At 42.2% G+C, this 20913-nt stretch carries 16 protein-coding genes; 5 read left to right on the top strand and 11 right to left on the bottom strand.

All coding sequences use genetic code 11. The features are described 5' to 3' along the window. Window positions 1-147 precede the first annotated feature (147 nt). The 8 genes from AAEY78_RS01415 to AAEY78_RS01380 all read right to left on the bottom strand — a co-directional run bounded on the left by AAEY78_RS01415 (window position 148) and on the right by AAEY78_RS01380 (window position 8771). A complete protein-coding gene (locus AAEY78_RS01415) occupies window positions 148-1977 on the bottom strand; it encodes a DUF3616 domain-containing protein (protein ID WP_352336660.1) in 1830 nt (609 codons plus the stop codon). Window positions 1978-2252: 275 nt separating this feature from the next. Beyond that, window positions 2253-2978, bottom strand: a complete 726-nt coding sequence (locus AAEY78_RS01410) for an ABC transporter permease (protein WP_182406155.1) — start codon at window positions 2976-2978, stop codon at window positions 2253-2255. 12 nt (window positions 2979-2990) lie between these two features. After that, window positions 2991-3710 carry an ABC transporter permease gene (locus AAEY78_RS01405; RefSeq protein WP_182406154.1) on the bottom strand — a complete coding sequence of 240 codons (720 nt, stop codon included), beginning with the start codon at window positions 3708-3710 and terminating at the stop codon, window positions 2991-2993. Window positions 3711-4354: 644 nt separating this feature from the next. Further along, window positions 4355-5218: an ABC transporter substrate-binding protein gene (locus AAEY78_RS01400; protein ID WP_352336658.1), complete on the bottom strand. Its 864-nt coding sequence runs from the start codon at window positions 5216-5218 to the stop codon at window positions 4355-4357. Between the two features lie 100 nt (window positions 5219-5318). Further along, window positions 5319-6206 (bottom strand): transporter substrate-binding domain-containing protein, encoded by an 888-nt coding sequence (locus tag AAEY78_RS01395; protein WP_352336656.1) that lies wholly within the window; start codon window positions 6204-6206, stop codon window positions 5319-5321. Between the two features lie 125 nt (window positions 6207-6331). Next, window positions 6332-7120: a transporter substrate-binding domain-containing protein gene (locus tag AAEY78_RS01390; RefSeq protein WP_352336654.1), complete on the bottom strand. Its 789-nt coding sequence runs from the start codon at window positions 7118-7120 to the stop codon at window positions 6332-6334. Between the two features lie 292 nt (window positions 7121-7412). Continuing rightward, window positions 7413-8204, bottom strand: coding sequence for an ABC transporter ATP-binding protein (locus AAEY78_RS01385; RefSeq protein ID WP_352336652.1), 792 nt, complete (start codon window positions 8202-8204; stop codon window positions 7413-7415). A gap of 234 nt (window positions 8205-8438) precedes the next feature. Continuing rightward, window positions 8439-8771, bottom strand: coding sequence for a hypothetical protein (locus AAEY78_RS01380; protein WP_352336651.1), 333 nt, complete (start codon window positions 8769-8771; stop codon window positions 8439-8441). 673 nt (window positions 8772-9444) lie between these two features. Here AAEY78_RS01380 and AAEY78_RS01375 point away from each other — a divergent pair. The 3 genes from AAEY78_RS01375 (at window position 9445) to AAEY78_RS01365 (ending at window position 13505) form a co-directional block, all read left to right on the top strand. Then, a complete protein-coding gene (locus tag AAEY78_RS01375) occupies window positions 9445-10746 on the top strand; it encodes a glutamate-5-semialdehyde dehydrogenase (RefSeq protein ID WP_352336649.1) in 1302 nt (433 codons plus the stop codon). 511 nt (window positions 10747-11257) lie between these two features. Beyond that, on the top strand, window positions 11258-12529 hold the full coding sequence (locus tag AAEY78_RS01370) for a sodium/glutamate symporter (protein WP_352336647.1): 1272 nt from the start codon (window positions 11258-11260) through the stop codon (window positions 12527-12529). A gap of 193 nt (window positions 12530-12722) precedes the next feature. Continuing rightward, window positions 12723-13505, top strand: coding sequence for an FRG domain-containing protein (locus AAEY78_RS01365; protein ID WP_352336645.1), 783 nt, complete (start codon window positions 12723-12725; stop codon window positions 13503-13505). A gap of 167 nt (window positions 13506-13672) precedes the next feature. Here AAEY78_RS01365 and glyA read toward each other — a convergent pair whose 3' ends face one another. The 3 genes from glyA to AAEY78_RS01350 form a co-directional block, all read right to left on the bottom strand. Beyond that, a complete protein-coding gene (gene glyA / locus AAEY78_RS01360) occupies window positions 13673-14929 on the bottom strand; it encodes a serine hydroxymethyltransferase (RefSeq protein ID WP_352336643.1) in 1257 nt (418 codons plus the stop codon). Window positions 14930-15329: 400 nt separating this feature from the next. Further along, entirely contained in the window at window positions 15330-15839 is a 510-nt protein-coding gene (locus AAEY78_RS01355; RefSeq protein WP_352336642.1) for a chorismate--pyruvate lyase family protein, read from the bottom strand. 50 nt (window positions 15840-15889) lie between these two features. After that, on the bottom strand, window positions 15890-17224 hold the full coding sequence (locus AAEY78_RS01350) for a GNAT family N-acetyltransferase (RefSeq protein WP_352336640.1): 1335 nt from the start codon (window positions 17222-17224) through the stop codon (window positions 15890-15892). A 147-nt stretch (window positions 17225-17371) separates the two neighbouring features. Between AAEY78_RS01350 and AAEY78_RS01345 the strand changes: the two genes are divergently transcribed. Both AAEY78_RS01345 and AAEY78_RS01340 read left to right on the top strand, forming a co-directional pair. Then, window positions 17372-18142: a hypothetical protein gene (locus AAEY78_RS01345; RefSeq protein ID WP_352336638.1), complete on the top strand. Its 771-nt coding sequence runs from the start codon at window positions 17372-17374 to the stop codon at window positions 18140-18142. Window positions 18143-18662: 520 nt separating this feature from the next. Continuing rightward, a complete protein-coding gene (locus AAEY78_RS01340; RefSeq protein ID WP_352336637.1) occupies window positions 18663-20879 on the top strand; it encodes an NADP-dependent isocitrate dehydrogenase in 2217 nt (738 codons plus the stop codon). The last annotated feature ends 34 nt before the right edge of the window (window positions 20880-20913 follow it).

Below are 20913 nucleotides of genomic sequence, written 5' to 3'. Positions count from 1 at the left end.
ATAGTCTGTTTAATGATTCTTTCTGCCTCAAATATTACTACTTGCTTACTCATAAACTATTTGGGCACTAAAAGACTCATCATTCGCAAAATAAAAAGGCAATTTAATATCAAACGCCTTTCTATTTATGCCTATTTTGTAGTTTGGTTAATCGGTAAATTTCTTATAATCAAGCATGACATAACGGGCATGCACGGCTTTTTTCGCATCGCCTTCATCTGCCATAAACACCATCTTAATCGTGCCATTGACAGTAATAGAATCGACGGCTTCGATATTTTGCAATGGCGCTAATTCTGGCGTGTCTATTTTTAACGGTTTGTCTTTAGGATTGCCCGACCATGTCCATATTTGTGCTTGCTTGTTGCCAGCGGTATCGTTGATTTCATTGGCAATGACAAACATACTTAAAACCGGATCAAAATATAGCGAGCGAATACCGCCACCATTTAAATCAAGGAAAATAGGCTGACCAAAGACCGGCGCTGCATTGCTGGTAAACATCGCCTCTGAATTGACAATCGGTACGATAATCGATGATTTTCCTGCCATTGGTGTACGCAGTCCGAGCAAGATAGAGCGCGTGCTGTTGTCATATGCTAAGCCCTCGATATCCAGCTTATTAAAGTCAATACTGGTATTCATACGGGCTTTAAATGCCGCATCAAGTACGGGCGATTTAACCATCGCATCACGCAAGGTGGTGACCGATGCCACGTCGCCTGCGATATTACCATTGACACGGAATCTGAGTAGCTGCTCACGGGTTGGATCGCGTTTGCCACTGGTATCCGATGAATGTGAGGTTACTGCATAAATAAAGCCTTTATCATCAGCGGTTAAGCCTTCAACGTCATTAAGCTTGCGTCCAAAGCTGCGTGTTAACTGCAAGCTTGCAACCGGATTTTCGCTTAAGCTACCATCAGGCGCAACCGTCATAATATTCATCGCCCGCTGTTCTTCATCTTCAGCCACTAATACGCGACCATCAGGCAGTTGCTGTACCGCAGACGGCTCATAGACTGCGTTTAGTGTACCCAAACCTGAAGCATCAAGCTGCGGCACCACCTCGGTACCTGCTGTCGGGTAAAAGAATATCAAAGCTTTTAAGAAAATAGACGCCAATACCGAAAGCAACATACCCCAGCGGAAAATCGCATAGGACATATTTAGCATTTTACCGTTACGCGCGGCAATTTGACCGAGCCAATACAGCTGATCACTCATGGCATGATAGGTCTCATCGCGATCACGCATCAAAATCTGCATACGCTCCCAATATTCTTCGCGGGTCAACTGCATACGATCTTTATTAATCAGCAGATTGACTTCGCCATCTGAGGAGCGATTGGCACGCGCTAAGTACTCACGAAAATCACGAAAATGCGCTTCACGTTTGATTAACGCTTTAAACCATTTAGAAAAACCAGTGAAATAGTGCGCTTTTTCAGGAGAGGCAGCAAGAATAGCAAAAAAGATAGAGGCAGCAGCGGTAAACATAAACATGCCAGCAGGCACCAAAAATGCAGCTGATGAGACAAAGATAAACGCCCCAGAAATCATCAACGCTGAGATGATAATGCCGTTTAGCGATATCATAATATTGGCTTTGGTCGCAGCCAGCGCGATTAAATCAAGCTCAGTACGTAAAGCATTGCGAAACATGGTTTCGACTGCTTTCGATGTGCCTAGCGGGGCTTTCGCGTCTGCTTCAACGGTGGTGTCTTTACTTGGTTTTTCAAAGCTAATATTCGTGCTCGGCTCTGGCTGAGCTGGCTTTTTCTTCTTCTTTTTCTTTTTCTCACTTAAATCTTTGGTTAAGCGTTCATCTAGCGGCTCATTTAGATTGTCATCTAAAGTTTCAGTCAAACTTTTATGCAATTTATCATCTAAATTGTCATTAATATTATCATTAGATGCGGTATCTAAATCTTTGCCTAGATAGTTTTGAAGATTTTTGTTTGAAATTTCACTCAACTTTCACCTACTTTTTCAATAAAACAACGTTGGAAATAACTGACAATGGCGTCTTAGCAAATAAGGAAAACAAATAATGCTTTAACGTCAAAAAAGGAACGTATTGAGACCAATACGCAAAAACATAGCGCTAGTGCATTGCCCTAGCAAGTTGTATGGGTAACATATTCTATACAATTATGGTCAAATCCGCCATTAGAAATAACTCATTAACAGTATCAATGAATAGCGGATAAGGAATATCAGAGAAGAAATAACGGCTAAAGAGTAGCAATCTAAAGGGCGTTCGGCGTACGTACCTCAGGTGGCACATAAGTCATATAGCGGTTCATACGTTTTTCAAACAGTCTAAAACTGAACAAAATCACCCATGATAATAAAAGATAGACGATACCTGCGGCAAAGAACAATTCCATCAAAGTATAAGTACGGGCGCTAATAGTACGCGCAACGCCAGTAATATCCATCAAAGCAATCGTCGATGCCAAGGCGCTGCCTTTAAGCATAAAAATAACTTCATTACTATACGCTGGAATCACAATACCAAAAGCACGTGGTAAAGTAATACGCGTCAGCTTCTGCCACTTCGACATGCCGATAGCGTCTGCCGCTTCAAGCTCTCCCACAGGAATGGTCTGAATTGCACCGCGAATAATCTCGGCTAAATAAGCGCTGGTATTTAAAGTAAAGGCAATAATCGCACACCAATACGCTTGACTCAGCACTGGCTCCCATAAGAAAGAATTGCGAACAAACTCAAACTGTCCTAAACCATAATAAATCAGGAATATCTGTACTAAAAGTGGCGTACCGCGAAAAAAGAAAATATACGAGAAGGGTAATAGCTGTACCGCCCAGCTTTTAGACAAACGCAACTGCGCTAGAATAAGCCCAAAAAATAGCCCGACAATACCTGATATCACTACCAATTGTACGGTTAATACCGCACCGCCTAAAAGGTCGGGTATATGATCAAAAATAACCTGCCAGTTCCAATCCATAAGACGCTCCCCTTACCCTTTAACTGATTGATGGGTTAGTTTTTTAGCATACCGCGCTGCTGGATTGGCGCGCCATTCAAGCCACATCATAAAACCTGTGATTAACATGGTCAGCCCTAAATAGATAATTGCTGCCGCCATATAAAAGGTAAAAGGCTGCTGGGTCGATTGCGCCGCACGCGAGGATTGATACATAATGTCTTTGAGACCAACGACTGACACCAAGGCGGTATCTTTTAATAGCACTAAAAACAAATTGCCCAAACCCGGTAACGCAATCTGCCACACTTGCGGCAAAGTAATGCGCCAAAAGGTCTGCAAAGGACGCATACCAATGGCTTGTGCAGCTTCATTTTGACCAATGGGAATCTCTTGAATCGCCATCCGCAATATTTCAGTTGCATAGGCACCAAAGGCAATCGATAGCGCCATGACCCCGCCCCAAAAGGCACTAATCTCAATATAATCGTTATAGCCGAATTTTTTGAGAATGGTCATGAGCAGCATAGAGCCGCCATAGTAAATAAAGAGCACCAATAACAGCTCAGGAATACCGCGCATCGTTGCCGTATAAACGGTCGCAATCTTACGCAGTAGCCAGACGTTAGACAACTTTGCTGTGGCACCAAGTAGACCTAAAATCATGCCAATAGCAACACTGGTTGCGGCAAGTTTTATGGTGACGGTTGCGCCGCTTAGTAATAGCGCGCCAAATCCTTGTAAATCAAACACAATTGTCCACTCAGTCTCTTTATAGGCGTCAGTTAACGAAATAATGATGAAAAAGCCACATCGCTTATAGATTGTCTCGGTGTTCGCAGCAGAGGCACGCACACAAGGCTATTCTCACAGATGAGACCTGTATCATGGGATAACCGATTGACTCGGCAAAAATGACTGGTGATTTTATCATATTCATGAGGCAGCATGTTACTGCTTGCAGGCAAAACGAGGGGCAAAATAGGCAGTTATGAGCTAAAAAGCGCGATAAAAAGCAGAAATTTAACGGTACTGAGCAGTCAATTCTAAAAACTGACTTATTTTTATCAAATAAATCAGCCTTTTACTGCATGGTATTAGAAAAGATGCCTACAAGTGATGTAGTACCTTTTGCTCATACTTAACAGAAAATTTAGGATTAACTAGCAAACTTATGCTGGTATTTTATAATGCTAAGCGTTAAAGATTTTTACAGATTTTAATTACTTTTACTATTGATAAGTGGCTTATTTATAGTCATACCGTTAGCCACTATTCCATCATCGCTTGTTATACCGAATAATGGAGTGCTAGTAGCAATCATGCCTCAAATAATTTTTTAAATATAGCGGTGACTATATTCACACCTATAGTATTCATAAGAAATTTATTAATAGCTATTTTGCAGCGCTCTCGACTGGTTTTGGTTGCGCATTGGCAGACGGATTTGATTCTACGGGTACGGCAAAGTATTTTTGATTAATTTTATCGTACGTGCTGTTGGCTTTGATATTGGCTAAAGAATTGTTAATCTTAGCCTGTAGCGCGTCACCGGGACGTACAGCAATGGCAAAATTGTCATTGATGTCAATCTCAGCCCCTTTAAGAATAAAACCGTCGCCTGCAGGTGAATTGAGCCATTGAATGGCTGGTAGTTTGTCAGATATCATGGCATCAACGCGCCCTGAACCCAAGTCTAAAAAGGCATTGCTCAAGGTATCATATAGTTTCATATCGGCTTTTGGATACGCTTTTTCAAACCACTGTGAAGAGATGGTAGCGCGCTGAGCCGCTATAGAATGAGCATTGATATGACTGTCTTGAGCAGGGTCAAAGTTGCTGTCTGCTTTGGCTAAAAATACCAACGTATTGCTAAAATACGGATCGGTAAAGGCAACTTGTTGCGCGCGCTCAGGCGTGACCGACATTGCTGCCACAACCGCATCGTACTTGCCTGCTTTTAGCCCGGGAATAATACCATCCCAGTCCTGCGCAGTAATCTCACAAGTGATCTTCATATCAGCACAAAGCGCATTGGCAATATCGACATCAAAGCCACCAAGCGTGCCATCGGCATTGGTATAGTTAAAAGGTGCATACGCCCCTTCTGTGCCAATACGCAGCACTTCACCCGTTACCGCCGTATTATCAGCGCCACCTGTAGCTTTTTTATCAGCCCCATCTTGCGACTGACTACAGCCTGATAACGTTAACGTACAGACAGCCACACTTGCTAGAATTGGATTTAAAAATTTACTCATATTCATCCTTGACTGTCTGTTACGTTAAAAACTATCAGGCGTGCCTGATAACTAATTACTATCATTGGCTATGACGACCATTGATTGCTATGCGCTGCCTTTATTTTGCTGCTTCAGCTTTCTTATCTTGTTGCGCGACTGCTTCGGTGGCTGCACCATTCACAACTGCTTTTTGAGCGGCGGCGGTAGAGCTGGTGCCAAAATAGCTGCCAGAGATTTGATCATAGGTGCCATTAGCGCGGATTTCAGCAAGGGCTTTATTAAATTTAGCCACTAATGGATCGCCTTTACGGAAGCCAATACCCATAGCATCTTTATCAGTGGTGATTTCTTGCCCTTTGACTTCATAATCTTTGCCAGCAGGGGTTTTTAACCAATCAATACCGGTGACTTTATCCGACATCATGGCGCGTACACGACCTGAAGTTAGGTCTAAATAGGCATTGTCTTGGGTATCATAAAGTTTGATATCTGCTTCAGCATGCTCATCTTGCAGATATTGTGAGGCAACCGTGGCACGTTGTGAGGCAACCGGCTGACCTTTTAAAGTACCAATGCTGACATCATCACCTTTTTTACCAATCAAAATAATGCTGGTATGAAAGTAAGGGTCTGAGAATTCAATTACTTCTTGGCGCTCAGGAGTAATTGAGATGCCTGCCATAATCGCATCAAATTTTTGCGCATTTAAGCCCGGAATGAGACCATCCCAATCTTGCGAAATAATATCGCAATCTGCTTTCATTTGCGCGCACATGGCTTCAATCAGCTCAATTTCATAGCCGATAAGTTTGCCATCGGCATCGGTATAACTAAAGGGCTTGTAGCTTGATTCGGTAGCGATTTTTATCGTAGATTGCTTACCATCAGTGGCATCGACTGCGCCATCTTCGGCTGGTGTGGTGCTATTGCTACAGCCCGCCAGCATGAGCATTGCAGCGCTAAGCGGGGCCAGCCACAAGGCTTTATAAGTGATTGACATTGACATGATTGTGTTTCCTTTATGAGTAAATTTACAGGTATATGACCTGCAAATTATTGACCCCTAATATATCTAACCCAAAGATGATGTACAAAAAAGGCAGTTGGTTAATAGCCTATTGACCAACTAAACTATTGACCGAAATTTTGCTGCTCAAGTAACGCCAGCTTACCGTTGCTACGAATGGCACTCATTGCTTTATTAAAGTTTTTTTGCAGCGGATCACCTTTACGAACAGCAATGGCAATATTGTCGTTATTGTCAATCTCATCGCCGACGATACCAAAGCCTGCTGGGTTGTCTTTTAACCACGATTTTGCAGAGACTTTTTCTGCTAAGACGGCATCACTACGACCTGATTTTAGGTCTAGATAGGCATTATCATAGTTATCATACAGCTGCACGGTATTGCCGTCTTTACCTTCATAATTGTCTTGTAAGTACGCGCCTGGCGTGGTTGACCGTTGACCACCAAGGGTCAGATTTTTAATAGTTTTTGGGTCAAAGCTGCCTTTGGTATCGGTCAGCCATACCATCGTATTGGCAAAATACGGCTCAGTGAAATCTACTTTTTCTTGACGCTCAGGGGTGATAGACATGCCGGCAATCACTGCATCGTATTTTTGTGCCAACAATCCAGGAATAATGCCATCCCACTCTTGGGCGACAATTTCACATTTGACTTTCATCTCATCACATAACGCATTGGCAACATCGATATCGTAGCCTGCAAGACTGCCATCCGCATTAGTATAGTTGAACGGAGGATACGCGCCTTCGGTGGCGATACGTAAGGTTTTGCCCGCCGCACCCTTATTATCAGCATTGGTATCAGAAGCATCTTGGGATGGGCTACAGGCACTAAGCGCTAGGGCGGCGGCGATGGTCATCGATGACCATAATAGGTGAGAAGTCGACATCGTACATTCCTTAGATTCCGATACTGGTTTCTGATATTGGTTTTTGACAAATGTTGCTGATACTTTTGACCTCTGACATCCATGCCAGCCAACGAAAACAATAACCATTTTGATAGGCGATAAACTCGTCGATAATACCTGACTCAAAAATCAAAAACAAACGTTTTAGGCATTGACTGTCATTATGCGGTAATAAAAGGTCTTATGAAAGACCCCTTATTGTTGCAATAGTTATAACCATGATTGCCATAACTATATTAATAGTTAGGTGAATAGTCAGTAAAAAAAGCTTCTAGCGATGAGACGCCATAAAGTCTCTAACGCGCTCAGATTTTGGATGGTCAAATACCTGTTCTGGCGTGCCAATCTCTTCAATAACCCCTTGATGTAAAAATACAACTTGGCTAGAAACTTCACGGGCAAAGCGCATCTCATGGGTAACAATCAGCATGGTACGCCCTTCTTCGGCCAGCTCACGCATAACCGCCAACACTTCATTAACCAGCTCAGGGTCAAGCGCTGAGGTCGGCTCATCAAACAATAATACTTGTGGATTCATCGCAAGGGCACGAGCAATTGCCACACGCTGACGTTGACCGCCGGATAAGTTCGCCGGATAAGCGTCTTTTTTATCTAGCAAGCCGACTTTGGCAAGCAGTTTTTCTGCATCGCTAATGGCTTGGTCTTTTTTAATCTTTAGAACCTGCGTTGGTCCTTCGATGATGTTTTGCAAAATCGTTTTGTGCGGCCACAAGTTAAAATTCTGAAACACAAAACCCACGCGCGCGCGTAAGCTTTCTAACTGCTTGGTATCTGCCGCCTGTAGCTCACCCGATTTGCTTGGCTTTAACTTTAGCGCTTCATTACCGATAGTAATGCCGCCTTGGGTTGGTTTTTCTAGCAGATTAATGCAGCGCAAAAGGGTAGATTTCCCAGAGCCGGATGACCCCAAAATGGAGATAACATCGCCATCATAAGCGGTCAATGAGACACCTTTTAGTACAGCCAATGAGCCATAACTTTTATGCAGGTCTTGTATGTCTAGCGCGATAGGACGCGTCGAATCTTTAGCGATATCAGGCATGGTGCAGCAGACTTCCAGTAGTGGTGAATAGATGAGTGGCGATAGATAAGCTATAACAATAAAAATATAGGACTGGCTAAATATTACTAAGAGATACCGCATTAAAAAGCCCAGAATGCGATAGCAATTCTGAGCTATTTTATCATTTTAATGAGCGCTGTGCTGCGTTATACGAATACGCCGCTACATAGCACGGCGCATTGATTGTAGGGTGCTTATTTTAAGCCACTTACTTTAATAAGTCGAGACATGCTCCTCTGACTCTGTGCCATCTATAATCTCGACATCATCAGCCGTTGCTACTGCAACATCATCATTTACGCCATCGGTCGTTGCCATACCATCATTGGCACTCGCCACGGCTACATTATCATTTGCCGTCGCCACCCCTGTCGCTTCTTGCTCAACTTGAGTTTGAGCATCGACTGCTGGGTCAGTCACAACAGGCTCATCTTTTTTACCGCAAGCGCTTAGGGTTAATGCCGCTGCTGCTAGGGTGACCATGAACCATTTGTTGTGCGTGGTTGCGGGCGAATTTTGCTCTGCTACTGTCTTTGATATCATCATATTCTCTCATCTGTAGTATATGTCAGTGATGCTTGGACATCTTCGATTTTTTGACTATTTTTTGATTGTACGGGCTAACTGTTTGCACTGACTAACTATACTGACAAAAAAAATCTTAACCTTAGTAATTGCTACAGCGTTGTGTTCATGATGCGTAACCAAGTTATCATATTTGGTAAAAGCGCATAAAACATACTGAAGCATTCATCTGTCATTTGGCACTGTTATAAAAAATTTGTAGCTATTCTTGAGGTTAGCGCTGGGCTTACTATCGAGCTTTTACTGTTCATAAAACAGCAACCCTGCTGGGTTTATAGACAGAACACTGATTAGAATTAAGAATGTAATTCACAAATTCAACTTTACTATCCGCCTAATCTGCTCTATGTTAAATAGCATGACGCTATAAAAGCGCATATCCTTCTGTTTTTATCTTAATATCCTGCTATAGCGCAGTTTATTTGCCTGTTGATAAGGGTAGTGGCATTAAATGCCCCTACTGTTATCAAACGACAGTCATAACGAGCCATTCTCAATACTTATATCATTGCATCACTTATAGGCAGCCTACTGACATTAAAATTGAGCGATAATTTCTGTAGCGCTATTTGACTGTGGTTTATCGCCTATCTATTATAACTATTTATAACTATCGGAATAAGGAAATTCATCTATGAGTCAATCGACTGCTTCAGATATCCAAACCTATATGAACACTGTTGGCAAGCAAGCACGTGCCTCCTCTCGTGCCCTTGCCGCTGCCAATACTGGCATTAAAAATGCAGCATTATTAGCCATCTATGACGAGCTATCTGCTAATAAGGACGCTATTTTAGCAGCCAATAAAGTCGATATGGACAATGGGCAAACAAACGATTTAGATGCTGCCTTACTAGATCGACTAGAGCTAAACGATGCCCGTTTTGACGGTATGCTGCAAGGTTTAAAGGATGTATCAAATCTTCCTGACCCTATTGGCGAAGTGACGGATATGACCTATCAGCCGTCTGGTATTCATTTGGGAAAAATGCGCGTACCGCTTGGCGTGGTTGGGATGATTTACGAGTCGCGCCCTAACGTTACTTTAGAGGCGGCTTCATTAGCTTTGAAATCAGGCAATGCCATTATCTTGCGCGGTGGTTCAGAAGCCTTTGAATCGAATCAAGCGATTGCCAAGTGTATTCATCAAGGGCTTAAAAATGCAGCCCTACCTGAGCATAGCGTACAAGTGTTACAAACCACCGACCGCGCTGCGGTTGGCGAACTGATTACCATGACTGAATATGTCGATGTGATTGTGCCACGTGGTGGTAAAGGCTTGATTGAACGTATTAGCCGCGATGCTAAAGTACCCGTGATTAAGCATTTAGATGGTAATTGTCATACTTTTATTGACAGTGATGCTGAGGCAAAAATTGCGATTGATGTTAGCGTCAATGCCAAAACGCATCGCTATGGTACGTGTAATACTATGGAGACATTGTTGGTAGATGAAGCGATTGCGGAGACATTATTACCGCAAATTGCCGAAGCCATTGTTGCAGCCGATGATGCCATGCAGCTGCGTCTTGATGATAAATCGCAAGCCATTTTAAATAATAATGCCAAGCTTAGTGGTCATTTATCAGCGGCTACCGATGCCGATTGGGATACCGAGTATTTAGCGCCGATTTTAGCGATTAAAATCGTCAGCGGTTTGGATGAAGCGATTGAGCATATTAATACTCATGGCAGTCACCATACTGATGTGATTATCACTGACAATTATAGCAAGTCGCAACGTTTTATCCGTGAAGTGGATTCTGCTAGCGTCATGATTAACGCCTCTAGCCGTTTTGCTGATGGTTTTGAGTACGGACTTGGCGCTGAAATCGGTATTTCAACCGACAAAATTCATGCGCGTGGACCGGTTGGATTGCAAGGGTTGACCTCACAAAAATGGATTGTCTATGGTCATGGTGAAACTAGAGCGTAATTATCATTCAAAATTGTGTTAATTTGATATAAAATGTATCTTTTATAAAAACGTCAGCGTTATTGCTGGCGTTTTTTTATATTTTAATGAATTACCTAAATTACTAATACGTTCAATTGTCATGAGTTAACTGGTGAACAAGTGGTGTTCTGATATGAACCAAACACTTCGCCAATATCATTTAACTATTACCTTTATAGAATCTTGCTAGAAAGCTACTTTTTGTATACATAAAATAGAGTTTATGTATAGGTAACTGATAGTAACATGACTTATTAGTAAGTTTATTAAGGCTGTATTAAGCATGAAAATTTTAATGTTTTTAAAGCCTTAGCTGACGTAATAGTTGATATTTTTGGGAAATTGCTTGGGCGCATGGCTCTAGGCGCAGAGTCACGATAAATGCTGGTACATTTGCTCTTTCAGCGACTTATGATTTAAACCTAAAATTAAGATAATACCAGCCTTATCCCGAATTTAGGTTCATTTATATTTATAAAAGGAGGGACTTATGGAAGTTACTTTGAATGGATATTACACGCTCATTTTAGCGACGTTAGTATTACTACTTGGGCGCTTCTTGGTCAAGAACATCAAGTTCTTAGAGGATTTTAATATTCCAGAGCCTGTCGCAGGCGGTCTGATTGCTGCTGCGATTGTATATGCGCTTAACTTAGTATGGGGTTTTAGTTTTAACTTTAACCAAGCATTGCAGACTGCGACGATGCTAATGTTTTTTGCCTCTATTGGTCTGAGTGCCGACTTTGGACGCCTTAAAGCAGGTGGCTCACCGCTGCTCATTTTTACGATTGTCGTCTCGGTTTTTATTATCTTGCAAGATGTGGTTGGGGTAGCCATGGCAAGCATGCTTGGGCTTGATCCGCTGCTTGGATTGGTAACCGGCTCTATCGCTTTAACTGGTGGGCATGGTACGGCAGGCGCATGGGGTGTCGTGTTAGAAGAGCAGTATGGCGTGGTTGGTGCCACCACTCTGGGTATAGCGGTTGCTACTTATGGTTTGGTCGCCGGTGGTCTGATTGGCGGTCCTGTGGCGCGTCGATTGATTAATAAAATGGGCATTAATCCAGCACCAATAAACCCAAATCAAAGTGAAGTGGAAAAGCTTGCTGGTAAGCAGTCGTTATATAGCACCAAGCATGATGAAGACAGTGATGACAGACAAGAAGAGATGTTTGAAAAGCCGGATAATATTCGTCTGATTACCGCCTCGTCTACTATTGAAAGTCTGGCTTTATTTGCAGGCGCTTTAGCCTTTGCTGACTTGATGACTATCGTTGCGGAAGGCACAGCATTTGAGTTGCCTACGTTCGTTTGGGCATTGGCAGGCGGCGTGATTATTCGTAATGCGCTGACTTTGGTCTTTAATTTTGATATGTTTGACCGCGCCATTGATGTGATTGGTAATGCGTCATTAAGCTTATTTTTAGCCATGGCATTGTTATCACTAAAACTGTGGGAATTGACAGATTTAGCTGGTCCAGTGTTGATAATATTATTGGTGCAAACTGTTGTCATGATTGGTTATGCTTATTTTGTTACCTTTAGAATCATGGGCAAAGATTATGATGCTGCCGTTTTAGCAGCGGGACATTGTGGTTTTGGTATGGGCGCAACACCAACAGCGATTGCCAATATGCAGGCGGTGACCGATCGCTATTTGCCATCACCTAAGGCATTTTTGATTGTACCGATGGTTGGTGCGTTCTTTGTTGATATTGTGAATGCGACGGTATTGCAGATATTCACTAAGTTGCCGTTTTAAGCTGTTGATGCAACGTAGTTAGACTAAAATGAATAAGGCTGGACTACGATAATGTAGCTCAGCCTTTTTATTTGTTATTAAACCTCTCTATAAAGATTTGAGTGAACTAACCTAGATCATTAACTAGTATTGAGAGAGTGATATTAGTAAAAAAAACTTATCAAGCAAAGGAAGAAGAGGAAGAAGAGGAATTATGAAATTTGTCGATAGCAAGTTATTTGGGAGAATTCACTCACCAGAGTCTATTGAAGAATTATTAACTTTAGTAAAACAACATACTCCTGAAAGACGTAATGTTTATTTCTGGAGAGGTCAAAGCAATATTCAATGGGCTATTCACAGTTCTGCATATAGAAGGTTAAAGAGAACTATGAGTGAAGTAACTGAGTGGCAAATGCAGCATTACGAGAAGCATTTGCTTGAACACGCTACTCATCAAGGGTATAGATACGATAACAGCAGAAAGCTTACAGATTTAGAGTTGTTAGCAAAACTTCAACATCATGGTGCTGCTACGAGACTGATTGACTTTTCTAGAAGTATCATGGTTGGTCTTTGGTTTGCTTGCTCATCTGAACCAGAACAGGCTGGGTTATTATTTGGATTTCATTCTCATTTTGTAGGAGGAGGCGAAAATAGAGGGGGAGTGACAGACTATGTTGAAGTATTCAAGGAAATAGAAAATGGTAATAACCCTATTGTATGGCATCCGCCAGTAGTTTCCAAACGCATTGCCTCTCAAAATGCTCAATTTCTCTATAGTCAAGTTGTCGAAAATAGTATTGGTAGTTTGGCTCTTAGTGACAGTCTCGACCCGTACATCTCTATAAATATAAGTCCTTCCTTTAAGAAATTGGCTTTAAAGGAACTATCAGAAACTTTCGATATACACCATTTAACTTTATTTCCTGATATTGACGGTTTTGGTTATGCTAGCAGCTTTAGGTTTGACGAGTATCAAAATGAACGATGGTAACAATTATAATTTGAATAGCGCATGCTAAGGTTCTTACGCCAAAAATTTAACATAGAGAACAATCACTTTACCGCAGGTTTTGCTAAAAATAGAAGACCTGCCAACAAAAAACCGCCTAGTAAATACTAAGCGGTTTTTTTATGACTTTTAATAAGAGCAATTAAAAATTACTGATTTTTAGCATAGACCGGAAGCTCTTTACAGATAGCTTCCACCTTACCACGGACTTCAGCAGTCACTGCTTCATCACCACGGCTGTCTAATACGTCACAAATCCAACCAGCTAAATCACCTGCTTGCGCTTCATTGAAGCCGCGAGTCGTAATCGCTGGTGTACCAATACGGATACCAGAGGTCACAAACGGAGATTTTGGATCATTAGGCACGGCATTTTTATTTACCGTAATGTGCGCATCACCCAACCATTTATCTGCTTCTTTACCAGTCATTTCTTGCTTAACCAAGCTGATAAGCATGAGATGGTTTTCAGTACCACCAGAGATGATTTCATAACCGCGTTGTTGAATAACGGTTGCCATAGCTTGGGCGTTTTTCACCACTTGCTGCTGATAGGTTTTGAAGTTGTCTTCTAATGCTTCTTTGAATGATACCGCTTTGGCAGCGATAACGTGCATTAATGGACCGCCTTGATTGCCTGGGAATACGGCTGAGTTCAGTTTTTTCGCCAGCTTCTCATCACGAGCAAGAATCATACCTGAACGAGGTCCACGTAACGTTTTATGCGTGGTCGTGGTAACGACGTCAGCAAACGGTACTGGACTTGGATAAACGCCAGCGGCAACCAGACCAGCAACGTGAGCCATATCAACCAATAAATACGCGCCAACTTCGTCCGCGATATCGCGGAAACGCTGCCAATCAACCACTTGTGAATAGGCTGAAAAACCAGCGATAATCATTTTAGGCTTATGTTCACGAGCAAGAGCGTCTACTTGGTCATAATCAATCAGACCAGAACCTTCGATTAAGCCATACTGCACGGCATGGTAGTTGATGCCTGAAAAGTTAATGTGCGCGCCGTGGGTTAAGTGACCGCCCGCATCAAGGCTCATACCAAGAATAGTATCGTTGGCTTTTAATAACGCTAAAAATACTGCTGAGTTGGCTTGGCTGCCTGAATGTGGCTGTACGTTCACATATTCTGCACCAAACAATTCTTTTGCACGATCAATTGCCAATTGCTCAACCACGTCTACGTGCTCACAACCGCCATAATAACGCTTGCCAGGATAACCTTCGGCATATTTATTGGTTAAATCAGTACCTTGTGCTTCCATCACGGCTTGTGAGCAATAGTTCTCTGAAGCAATCAGCTCAACATGGTTTTCTTGGCGAAGGCTTTCAGCGGCTAACGCATCAGCAAGTACGGGGTCAAATTCCTTAATCGAGATATCTTTAAACATAGTTATACCCTATATGATTTCTTTTATAAAAAGGAAGCTACTAAAAGATAGAAGCCTGCAATCAGCTTATCATGCTTAGCAATAGTGTTGCTGCGCTCATGTATACCTTATGCACAACTCGTATCGCTGTAAACCAGTGTAGCATGAAATTTTATCTGGCGAGCGCGAAAAAATCTCATCCTAGACTGATTAAATAACAAGTAACGACGGTATTAATGATGGTATAAATATAAGTGACTAACAGACGATAACCTATAAATATAAAGCATGATTTAATGTAAAAAATTTATTGAATATATCGTCGATACAATTTAAGAACACGGACATAGAACGGAAAAAGCTGTCCAATTGGTCAGCTTTTCTGACTCAATGCTAATGTTTTTAATCTACATATATAAATTTAATTTTTTAGTATTTGTTGGCAGAACTGCGGCAAAAAAGTCTCACTTATCAGCAGCGTACGCCCATACCAGTCGTAACACGTTTGGCGACACCAGCCCTCATCCGTAGGATAGATAGAGCGTTGATTCGGTAACGTTCGGCAGCGCTTAAATAAAACATAACCAATTGGCGTGCCCTTAAGCTGTTGCAACCGTCGCGCCTGCCCTTGCAAGCTTGTTAAAGGGAATATACTTTGTGCTGTCACCCACGGCAATTCATCATTGCCATATAATTGTGCTTCACGTACCCACGCCAGCTGCGGTCGATTTAGCGTCGCGCCTTGCAATCCTAACTGCCGCTTTTGGGCAATTGATAATAGGCGGTAGCCTTCAAAGCTACGCACCACGCGTAACGGTTGACCGGATTTTGCCTCAAGCATGGCGGTCAGCGAGCCATTAGTATCGAGCCATGGCAGCAATGCTGGCGGCGGCGATACTTTTGCTGACGTATTAAAGCGATTAGGGCACATAGTTAGTAACTGCTAATAAGGTGTAAAAAATACAGCATGAAATAAGAATATTAAAGCGTGCTATCAAAGTCCGGCATATTGTCCGCATTAAAAGGTAAAGCCGCGTGCGCCTGCTGACGATACTGCGCCATATGAGCACGGTCTTGGGCGCAAAAGTCACTAATTGCAGGTATAAAACGCGCGTCATAAATACGATGTAACGAATGCGTCGTCGTTGGGATAAAACCGCGAATCAGCTTATGTTCCCCTTGGGTTCCGGGGTCAAAAAATGATAAGCCTTGTTCAATTGCAAATTCAATCCCTTGGTAATAACACAGCTCAAAATGCAAGCTGTCGTACTCACCCAGCGCGCCCCAGTAGCGACCATATAAAGTAGTGCTCAGTGACTTTTTATCTTCATCGGGTACATCGTATAAAAATAAGCTACTGGCAATAATTTCTCCAGCACCATCATAAGCTTGTGCTAGCATCAAATGCTGCGGCATACGCTCTGCCAATGTACGAAAAAAGTCAGCGGTGAGATATGGTTGCTGCCCACGAACGGCATAGGTCATCACGTAGCAATGATAAAAGGTTTTCCAATCGTCATCGGTAATCTCATTGCCACATTTTCGGTGACAAACAATACCTTGTTCGGCTACTTTACGGCGTTCAGCACGAATGGTTTTACGTTTTTTTGCTCGTAACGTGGCTAAAAAATCCTCAAAATCTGTGAAAGGCTGACTATTTTCCATGATGTTTTTATTTTGCCACAAGAACTGGCAGCCCTGACGTTCTAAAATAGGAATATCAGCGGTAGATAAAGTATTATCGTCTGATGAAGATTGCAGCTTTTTGAACGCGCGTTCTAGTTCTATATCAGTTGACGCTGCTAGCGCGGCAAACTCTGAAGACACAAATAAGCCATGCCAGCTTGACGCATCTACTTGCTGGGCAAGATTATCAATACCCGCCATGGCTGTTTTAATAATTTCAGCATTAAGGCACTCGCCTGCTGCCAACCAAAAGCGCTCACCGGTAATCGGGGTAAAAGGCACACTCGTGACCAGACGCGGATAATAGTCTACGCCATAACGCGCATAAGCTTCCGCCCAAGCATGATCAAAAACGAACTCACCACGATGATGACCTTTTACAAATACGGGCATGACCGCAATAGGCTGGGCATTGTCTATCATAGCTACTTCATCAAATCTGGCAACATTATTGTCATCAGCGCGGTATATCATAATAAAAATCGGCAACCATCCTGCCGGCTCACCTATCGCACCCGTATCGATAAGCGCCTGCCAAAAGGCAAACGTCATAAACGGCGTGTCTGGTGTCTGCCATAAAGCTTGCTGCTGCCAGCCCATATCGCCCACGAGCGCGTACTGTAAACTCATAATGGTCACTGATTTCTGGATGAATAGGATTAGCGTAGCAAATTTTTACCCATAAGCGGGCATAATTTGCAAAATTGCTGTAGATATTGCTGCCATTAATAGGCAAATTAAGGTTAATGATATCACTGTCATCTTTAGGAGACACGCATGTCTACTTTATCGACTACAGCGTTTAGTACAACTATCAAATCTATCGTTACAGCAACTTTAATCAGCAGTTGCGTACTAATGATAAGCGCCTGTGATTCTCAAGATATTACCAATGAATCAACCGTAGGTAATAACAATATCGCACAGACCAATCCGGAAATAATTGTGCACAACAGTATGCAAGCTGAAAATTCTAACACTGACTTTAATGACCAAACTGTCAGTCCATTAGGCTATGGCGGGCTTAGCTTTGGGCAAACCATCACCCCTGAGATTATTACCAGTTTAGGATTGACCAAGGGCGAGCATGGTTACGATGAATGCTACTATTTGGAGGACGCAGCTAAAGACAGCGTCAAGCGTGACGGTGCTGTCTTTGAGCCAATATACTATCAAATAATAGATGGGAGATTGGCTCTGATTGGGGTTAATGCTGCTGATATCGACTTTTATACGGGTATCCGTAATGGTGATAAAGTAGATAAGATTATCTCAGCCCATCCTAACCATTTAAGTTATAGCATGGATAAATACGATGAAACAGGTGACTATTACCATTTCATTTATGACGTCCCAAGCCAAGCAAATGCTTTACCTTTACAGATTAAATACACGATGAAGGGTGGTAAAAAAATCGCAAATGCCAGTAGTATGACTCAACCCGTAGATAAATGGTCAGCTGAGCAACGAGCCCAATTACAAGGTCAGGTTGAAACCATTGAGCTGGGTATACCAGATGCTATTATGCTGGTTGAAGGCTGTTCATAGTCGTTTTAGTTTAATGGAAAACAAAAACCGAAGGAAGTAACCACATCACTTGTATGGAAAAGATGTTATTTGTCTCAATGACTGGTAGAATATGGTTCTTAATAGTTTATTATAATTCAGATGCATGAGATACGCGTGAAAGCGGTATACTTAGTTCATGATGCAAGATTGACATCGCCTCGAATTTATAGTGAGTCATCGACAAGTATCGACTGCCATGCCTGTATCAGCACTGTGCTACTCTACGGTAGACTGCCTTCTTAACATGAGTTAATAACAGAAAAACCATTAACAGAAGCCAGTCTGTTCATTACATGGTTTATCCTGCATCTGATTTAACTACAGCGCCTAGTATTTATTACCACGTAACGTATGGTTATTGCTCAGTAGAGTATTGCAAATTTTAGTATGACCAAAAATATTGCAAGGTTTAGTCATGCAATAAGACGCTGTAGAGCTATTAAATAACATGATATCTAAGCTCGATTATTAACAACAACCAAAAGGAATGCATTACTACATGTCAAATATTATTTATACAAAAACTGACGAAGCCCCAGCGCTTGCTACCTTATCTTTTTTACCTATTGTTAAAGCTTTTACAAAAACAGCTGACATCTCTATTGAAACGGCTGACATCTCTTTAGCCGGTCGTATTATCGCGTTATTTTCTGAGTTTTTACCAGAAGAGCAACGTATTCCTAGCGCCTTTGTTGCGTTAAGTGAATTGGTAAAGCAGCCTGGCGCTAATATCATTAAATTACCAAATATCAGTGCTTCTATCCCGCAGTTAAAAGCGGCGATTAAAGAGTTGCAGGATAAAGGCTATGACTTACCAGATTACCCAGATCATCCAGAAACGGATAAAGATAAAGACGCGCGCGAGCGTTATGACAAAATCAAAGGCAGTGCCATTAACCCTGTGCTACGTGAAGGTAACTCTGACCGCCGTGCACCAAAAGCGGTAAAAGCATTCGCCAGAAACCATCCTCATTCAATGGGCGCATGGAGTGCCGATTCTAAGTCGCACGTTGCGACCATGGATCATGGTGACTTTGCAGATACTGAAAAATCAGTAACTCTTGATAAAGCCACTGATTACCGTATCGTTCATATCGCAGAAGACGGCACAAAAACTGAACTAAAAGCTCCAGCGCCATTACTTGCTGGTGAACTCATTGATGCAGCAATCTTAAGCCATGATGCATTAGTAGAGTTTTTAGAAGAGCAAGTTAAAGATGCTAAAGCAGAAGACGTGTTGTTCTCATTGCATCTAAAAGCCACCATGATGAAGGTTTCTGACCCAATTATCTTTGGTGAAGCGGTTAAAATCTTCTTTAAAGAATTGTTCGCTAAGCATGGCGATACGTTTAAAGAACTTGACGTGAACGTAAATAATGGTTTTAGCAATCTACTTGCCAAAATCAAAGAACTACCTGAAGCAAAACGCGCTGAGATCGAAGCGGACATTGAGACCATCTACAAGAATAACCCAGACCTTGCTATGGTTGACTCAGATAAAGGCATCACCAACTTACACGTACCAAGTGATGTAATCGTTGATGCGTCTATGCCAGCGATGATTCGCAGCTCAGGTAAAATGTGGGGCGCAGACAACCAGTTGCATGACACCAAAGCCGTTATCCCTGATAGCAGCTATGCGTGCATCTATGATGAAACCATCAAATTCCATAAAGAGTTTGGCGCATTTGATCCAACGACTATGGGTTCAGTACCAAACGTTGGCTTGATGGCGCAAAAAGCTGAAGAATATGGTTCACATGATAAAACTTTCCAGATGACAGCACCTGGTAAAGTTCAAGTGCTCGACAGCGAAGGCAATGTATTGACTGAGCATCAAGTTGACACTGACGATATCTGGCGCATGAATCAAGTAAAAGACGCTCCGATTCAAGACTGGGTAAAATTAGCAGTAACGCGTGCCCGCGCAAGCGGTACTCCAACCGTGTTCTGGTTAAACCACAAACGTCCTCACCATGCTGAATTGATCAAAAAAGTTGAAAAATACTTAAAAGATCATGACACCGAAGGTTTAGATATTCGTATCATGCCAGTACGTGAAGCGACTCGTTTCACTTTAGAGCGTCTAAAAGAAGGTAAAGATACCATTTCTGTAACTGGTAACGTATTGCGCGATTACCTAACAGATTTGTTCCCAATTTTAGAGCTCGGCACCAGTGCAAAAATGCTTTCAATCGTTCCACTTATGAATGGCGGCGGGTTGTTCGAGACAGGTGCAGGCGGTTCAGCACCGAAGCACGTACAGCAATTGGTTGAAGAAAACCATTTACGTTGGGATTCACTAGGTGAGTTCTTAGCTTTGGCAGTATCTTTAGAGCATTTGGCAGTGAAAACTGACAATGCTAAAGCGCAAGTATTAGCTGATACGCTAGATAAAGCGACTGAAAAACTGTTGTTAAACAACAAATCGCCTTCACGTAAAACAGGTGAGCTTGACAACCGTGGCAGTCATTTCTATCTTGCTATGTACTGGGCACAAGAGCTTGCAGCCCAAACTGAAAACGCTGAATTGGCAGCACAGTTTGCACCACTTGCTGAAAAACTTGCCAGCAATGAAGATGCTATCATTAAAGAATTAAATGACGTTCAAGGTCAGCCTGCTAATATCGATGGCTACTACTTCTTTGATGAAGCGTTGGCAACTAAAGTCATGCGTCCAAGCCAGTTATTGAATGATACGATTGATTCTTTATAATCATGGTTATGCAACATGATTATTAGAGATAGTT

The sequence above is a fragment of the Psychrobacter sp. 16-MNA-CIBAN-0192 genome, assembly GCF_040309565.1.
Taxonomy (GTDB): Bacteria; Pseudomonadota; Gammaproteobacteria; order Pseudomonadales; family Moraxellaceae; genus Psychrobacter.
The sequence above is the reverse complement of the archived record's forward strand: the minus strand, read 5'-3'. Positions and strand labels throughout refer to the sequence as shown.

Excerpts from the sequence above, each read along its gene's own strand:
- AAEY78_RS01410 (WP_182406155.1), bottom strand. The coding sequence starts at position 2,978 with ATGGATTGGAACTGGCAGGTTATTTTTGATCATATACCCGACCTTTTA.
- AAEY78_RS01385 (WP_352336652.1), bottom strand. The coding sequence starts at position 8,204 with ATGCCTGATATCGCTAAAGATTCGACGCGTCCTATCGCGCTAGACATA.
- AAEY78_RS01340 (WP_352336637.1), top strand. The coding sequence starts at position 18,663 with ATGTCAAATATTATTTATACAAAAACTGACGAAGCCCCAGCGCTTGCT.
- AAEY78_RS01355 (WP_352336642.1), bottom strand. The coding sequence starts at position 15,839 with ATGTGCCCTAATCGCTTTAATACGTCAGCAAAAGTATCGCCGCCGCCA.
- AAEY78_RS01345 (WP_352336638.1), top strand. The coding sequence starts at position 17,372 with ATGTCTACTTTATCGACTACAGCGTTTAGTACAACTATCAAATCTATC.
- AAEY78_RS01380 (WP_352336651.1), bottom strand. The coding sequence starts at position 8,771 with ATGATGATATCAAAGACAGTAGCAGAGCAAAATTCGCCCGCAACCACG.
- glyA (WP_352336643.1), bottom strand. The coding sequence starts at position 14,929 with ATGTTTAAAGATATCTCGATTAAGGAATTTGACCCCGTACTTGCTGAT.
- AAEY78_RS01375 (WP_352336649.1), top strand. The coding sequence starts at position 9,445 with ATGAGTCAATCGACTGCTTCAGATATCCAAACCTATATGAACACTGTT.
- AAEY78_RS01390 (WP_352336654.1), bottom strand. The coding sequence starts at position 7,120 with ATGTCGACTTCTCACCTATTATGGTCATCGATGACCATCGCCGCCGCC.
- AAEY78_RS01395 (WP_352336656.1), bottom strand. The coding sequence starts at position 6,206 with ATGTCAATGTCAATCACTTATAAAGCCTTGTGGCTGGCCCCGCTTAGC.
- AAEY78_RS01365 (WP_352336645.1), top strand. The coding sequence starts at position 12,723 with ATGAAATTTGTCGATAGCAAGTTATTTGGGAGAATTCACTCACCAGAG.
- AAEY78_RS01370 (WP_352336647.1), top strand. The coding sequence starts at position 11,258 with ATGGAAGTTACTTTGAATGGATATTACACGCTCATTTTAGCGACGTTA.
- AAEY78_RS01350 (WP_352336640.1), bottom strand. The coding sequence starts at position 17,224 with ATGAGTTTACAGTACGCGCTCGTGGGCGATATGGGCTGGCAGCAGCAA.
- AAEY78_RS01400 (WP_352336658.1), bottom strand. The coding sequence starts at position 5,218 with ATGAGTAAATTTTTAAATCCAATTCTAGCAAGTGTGGCTGTCTGTACG.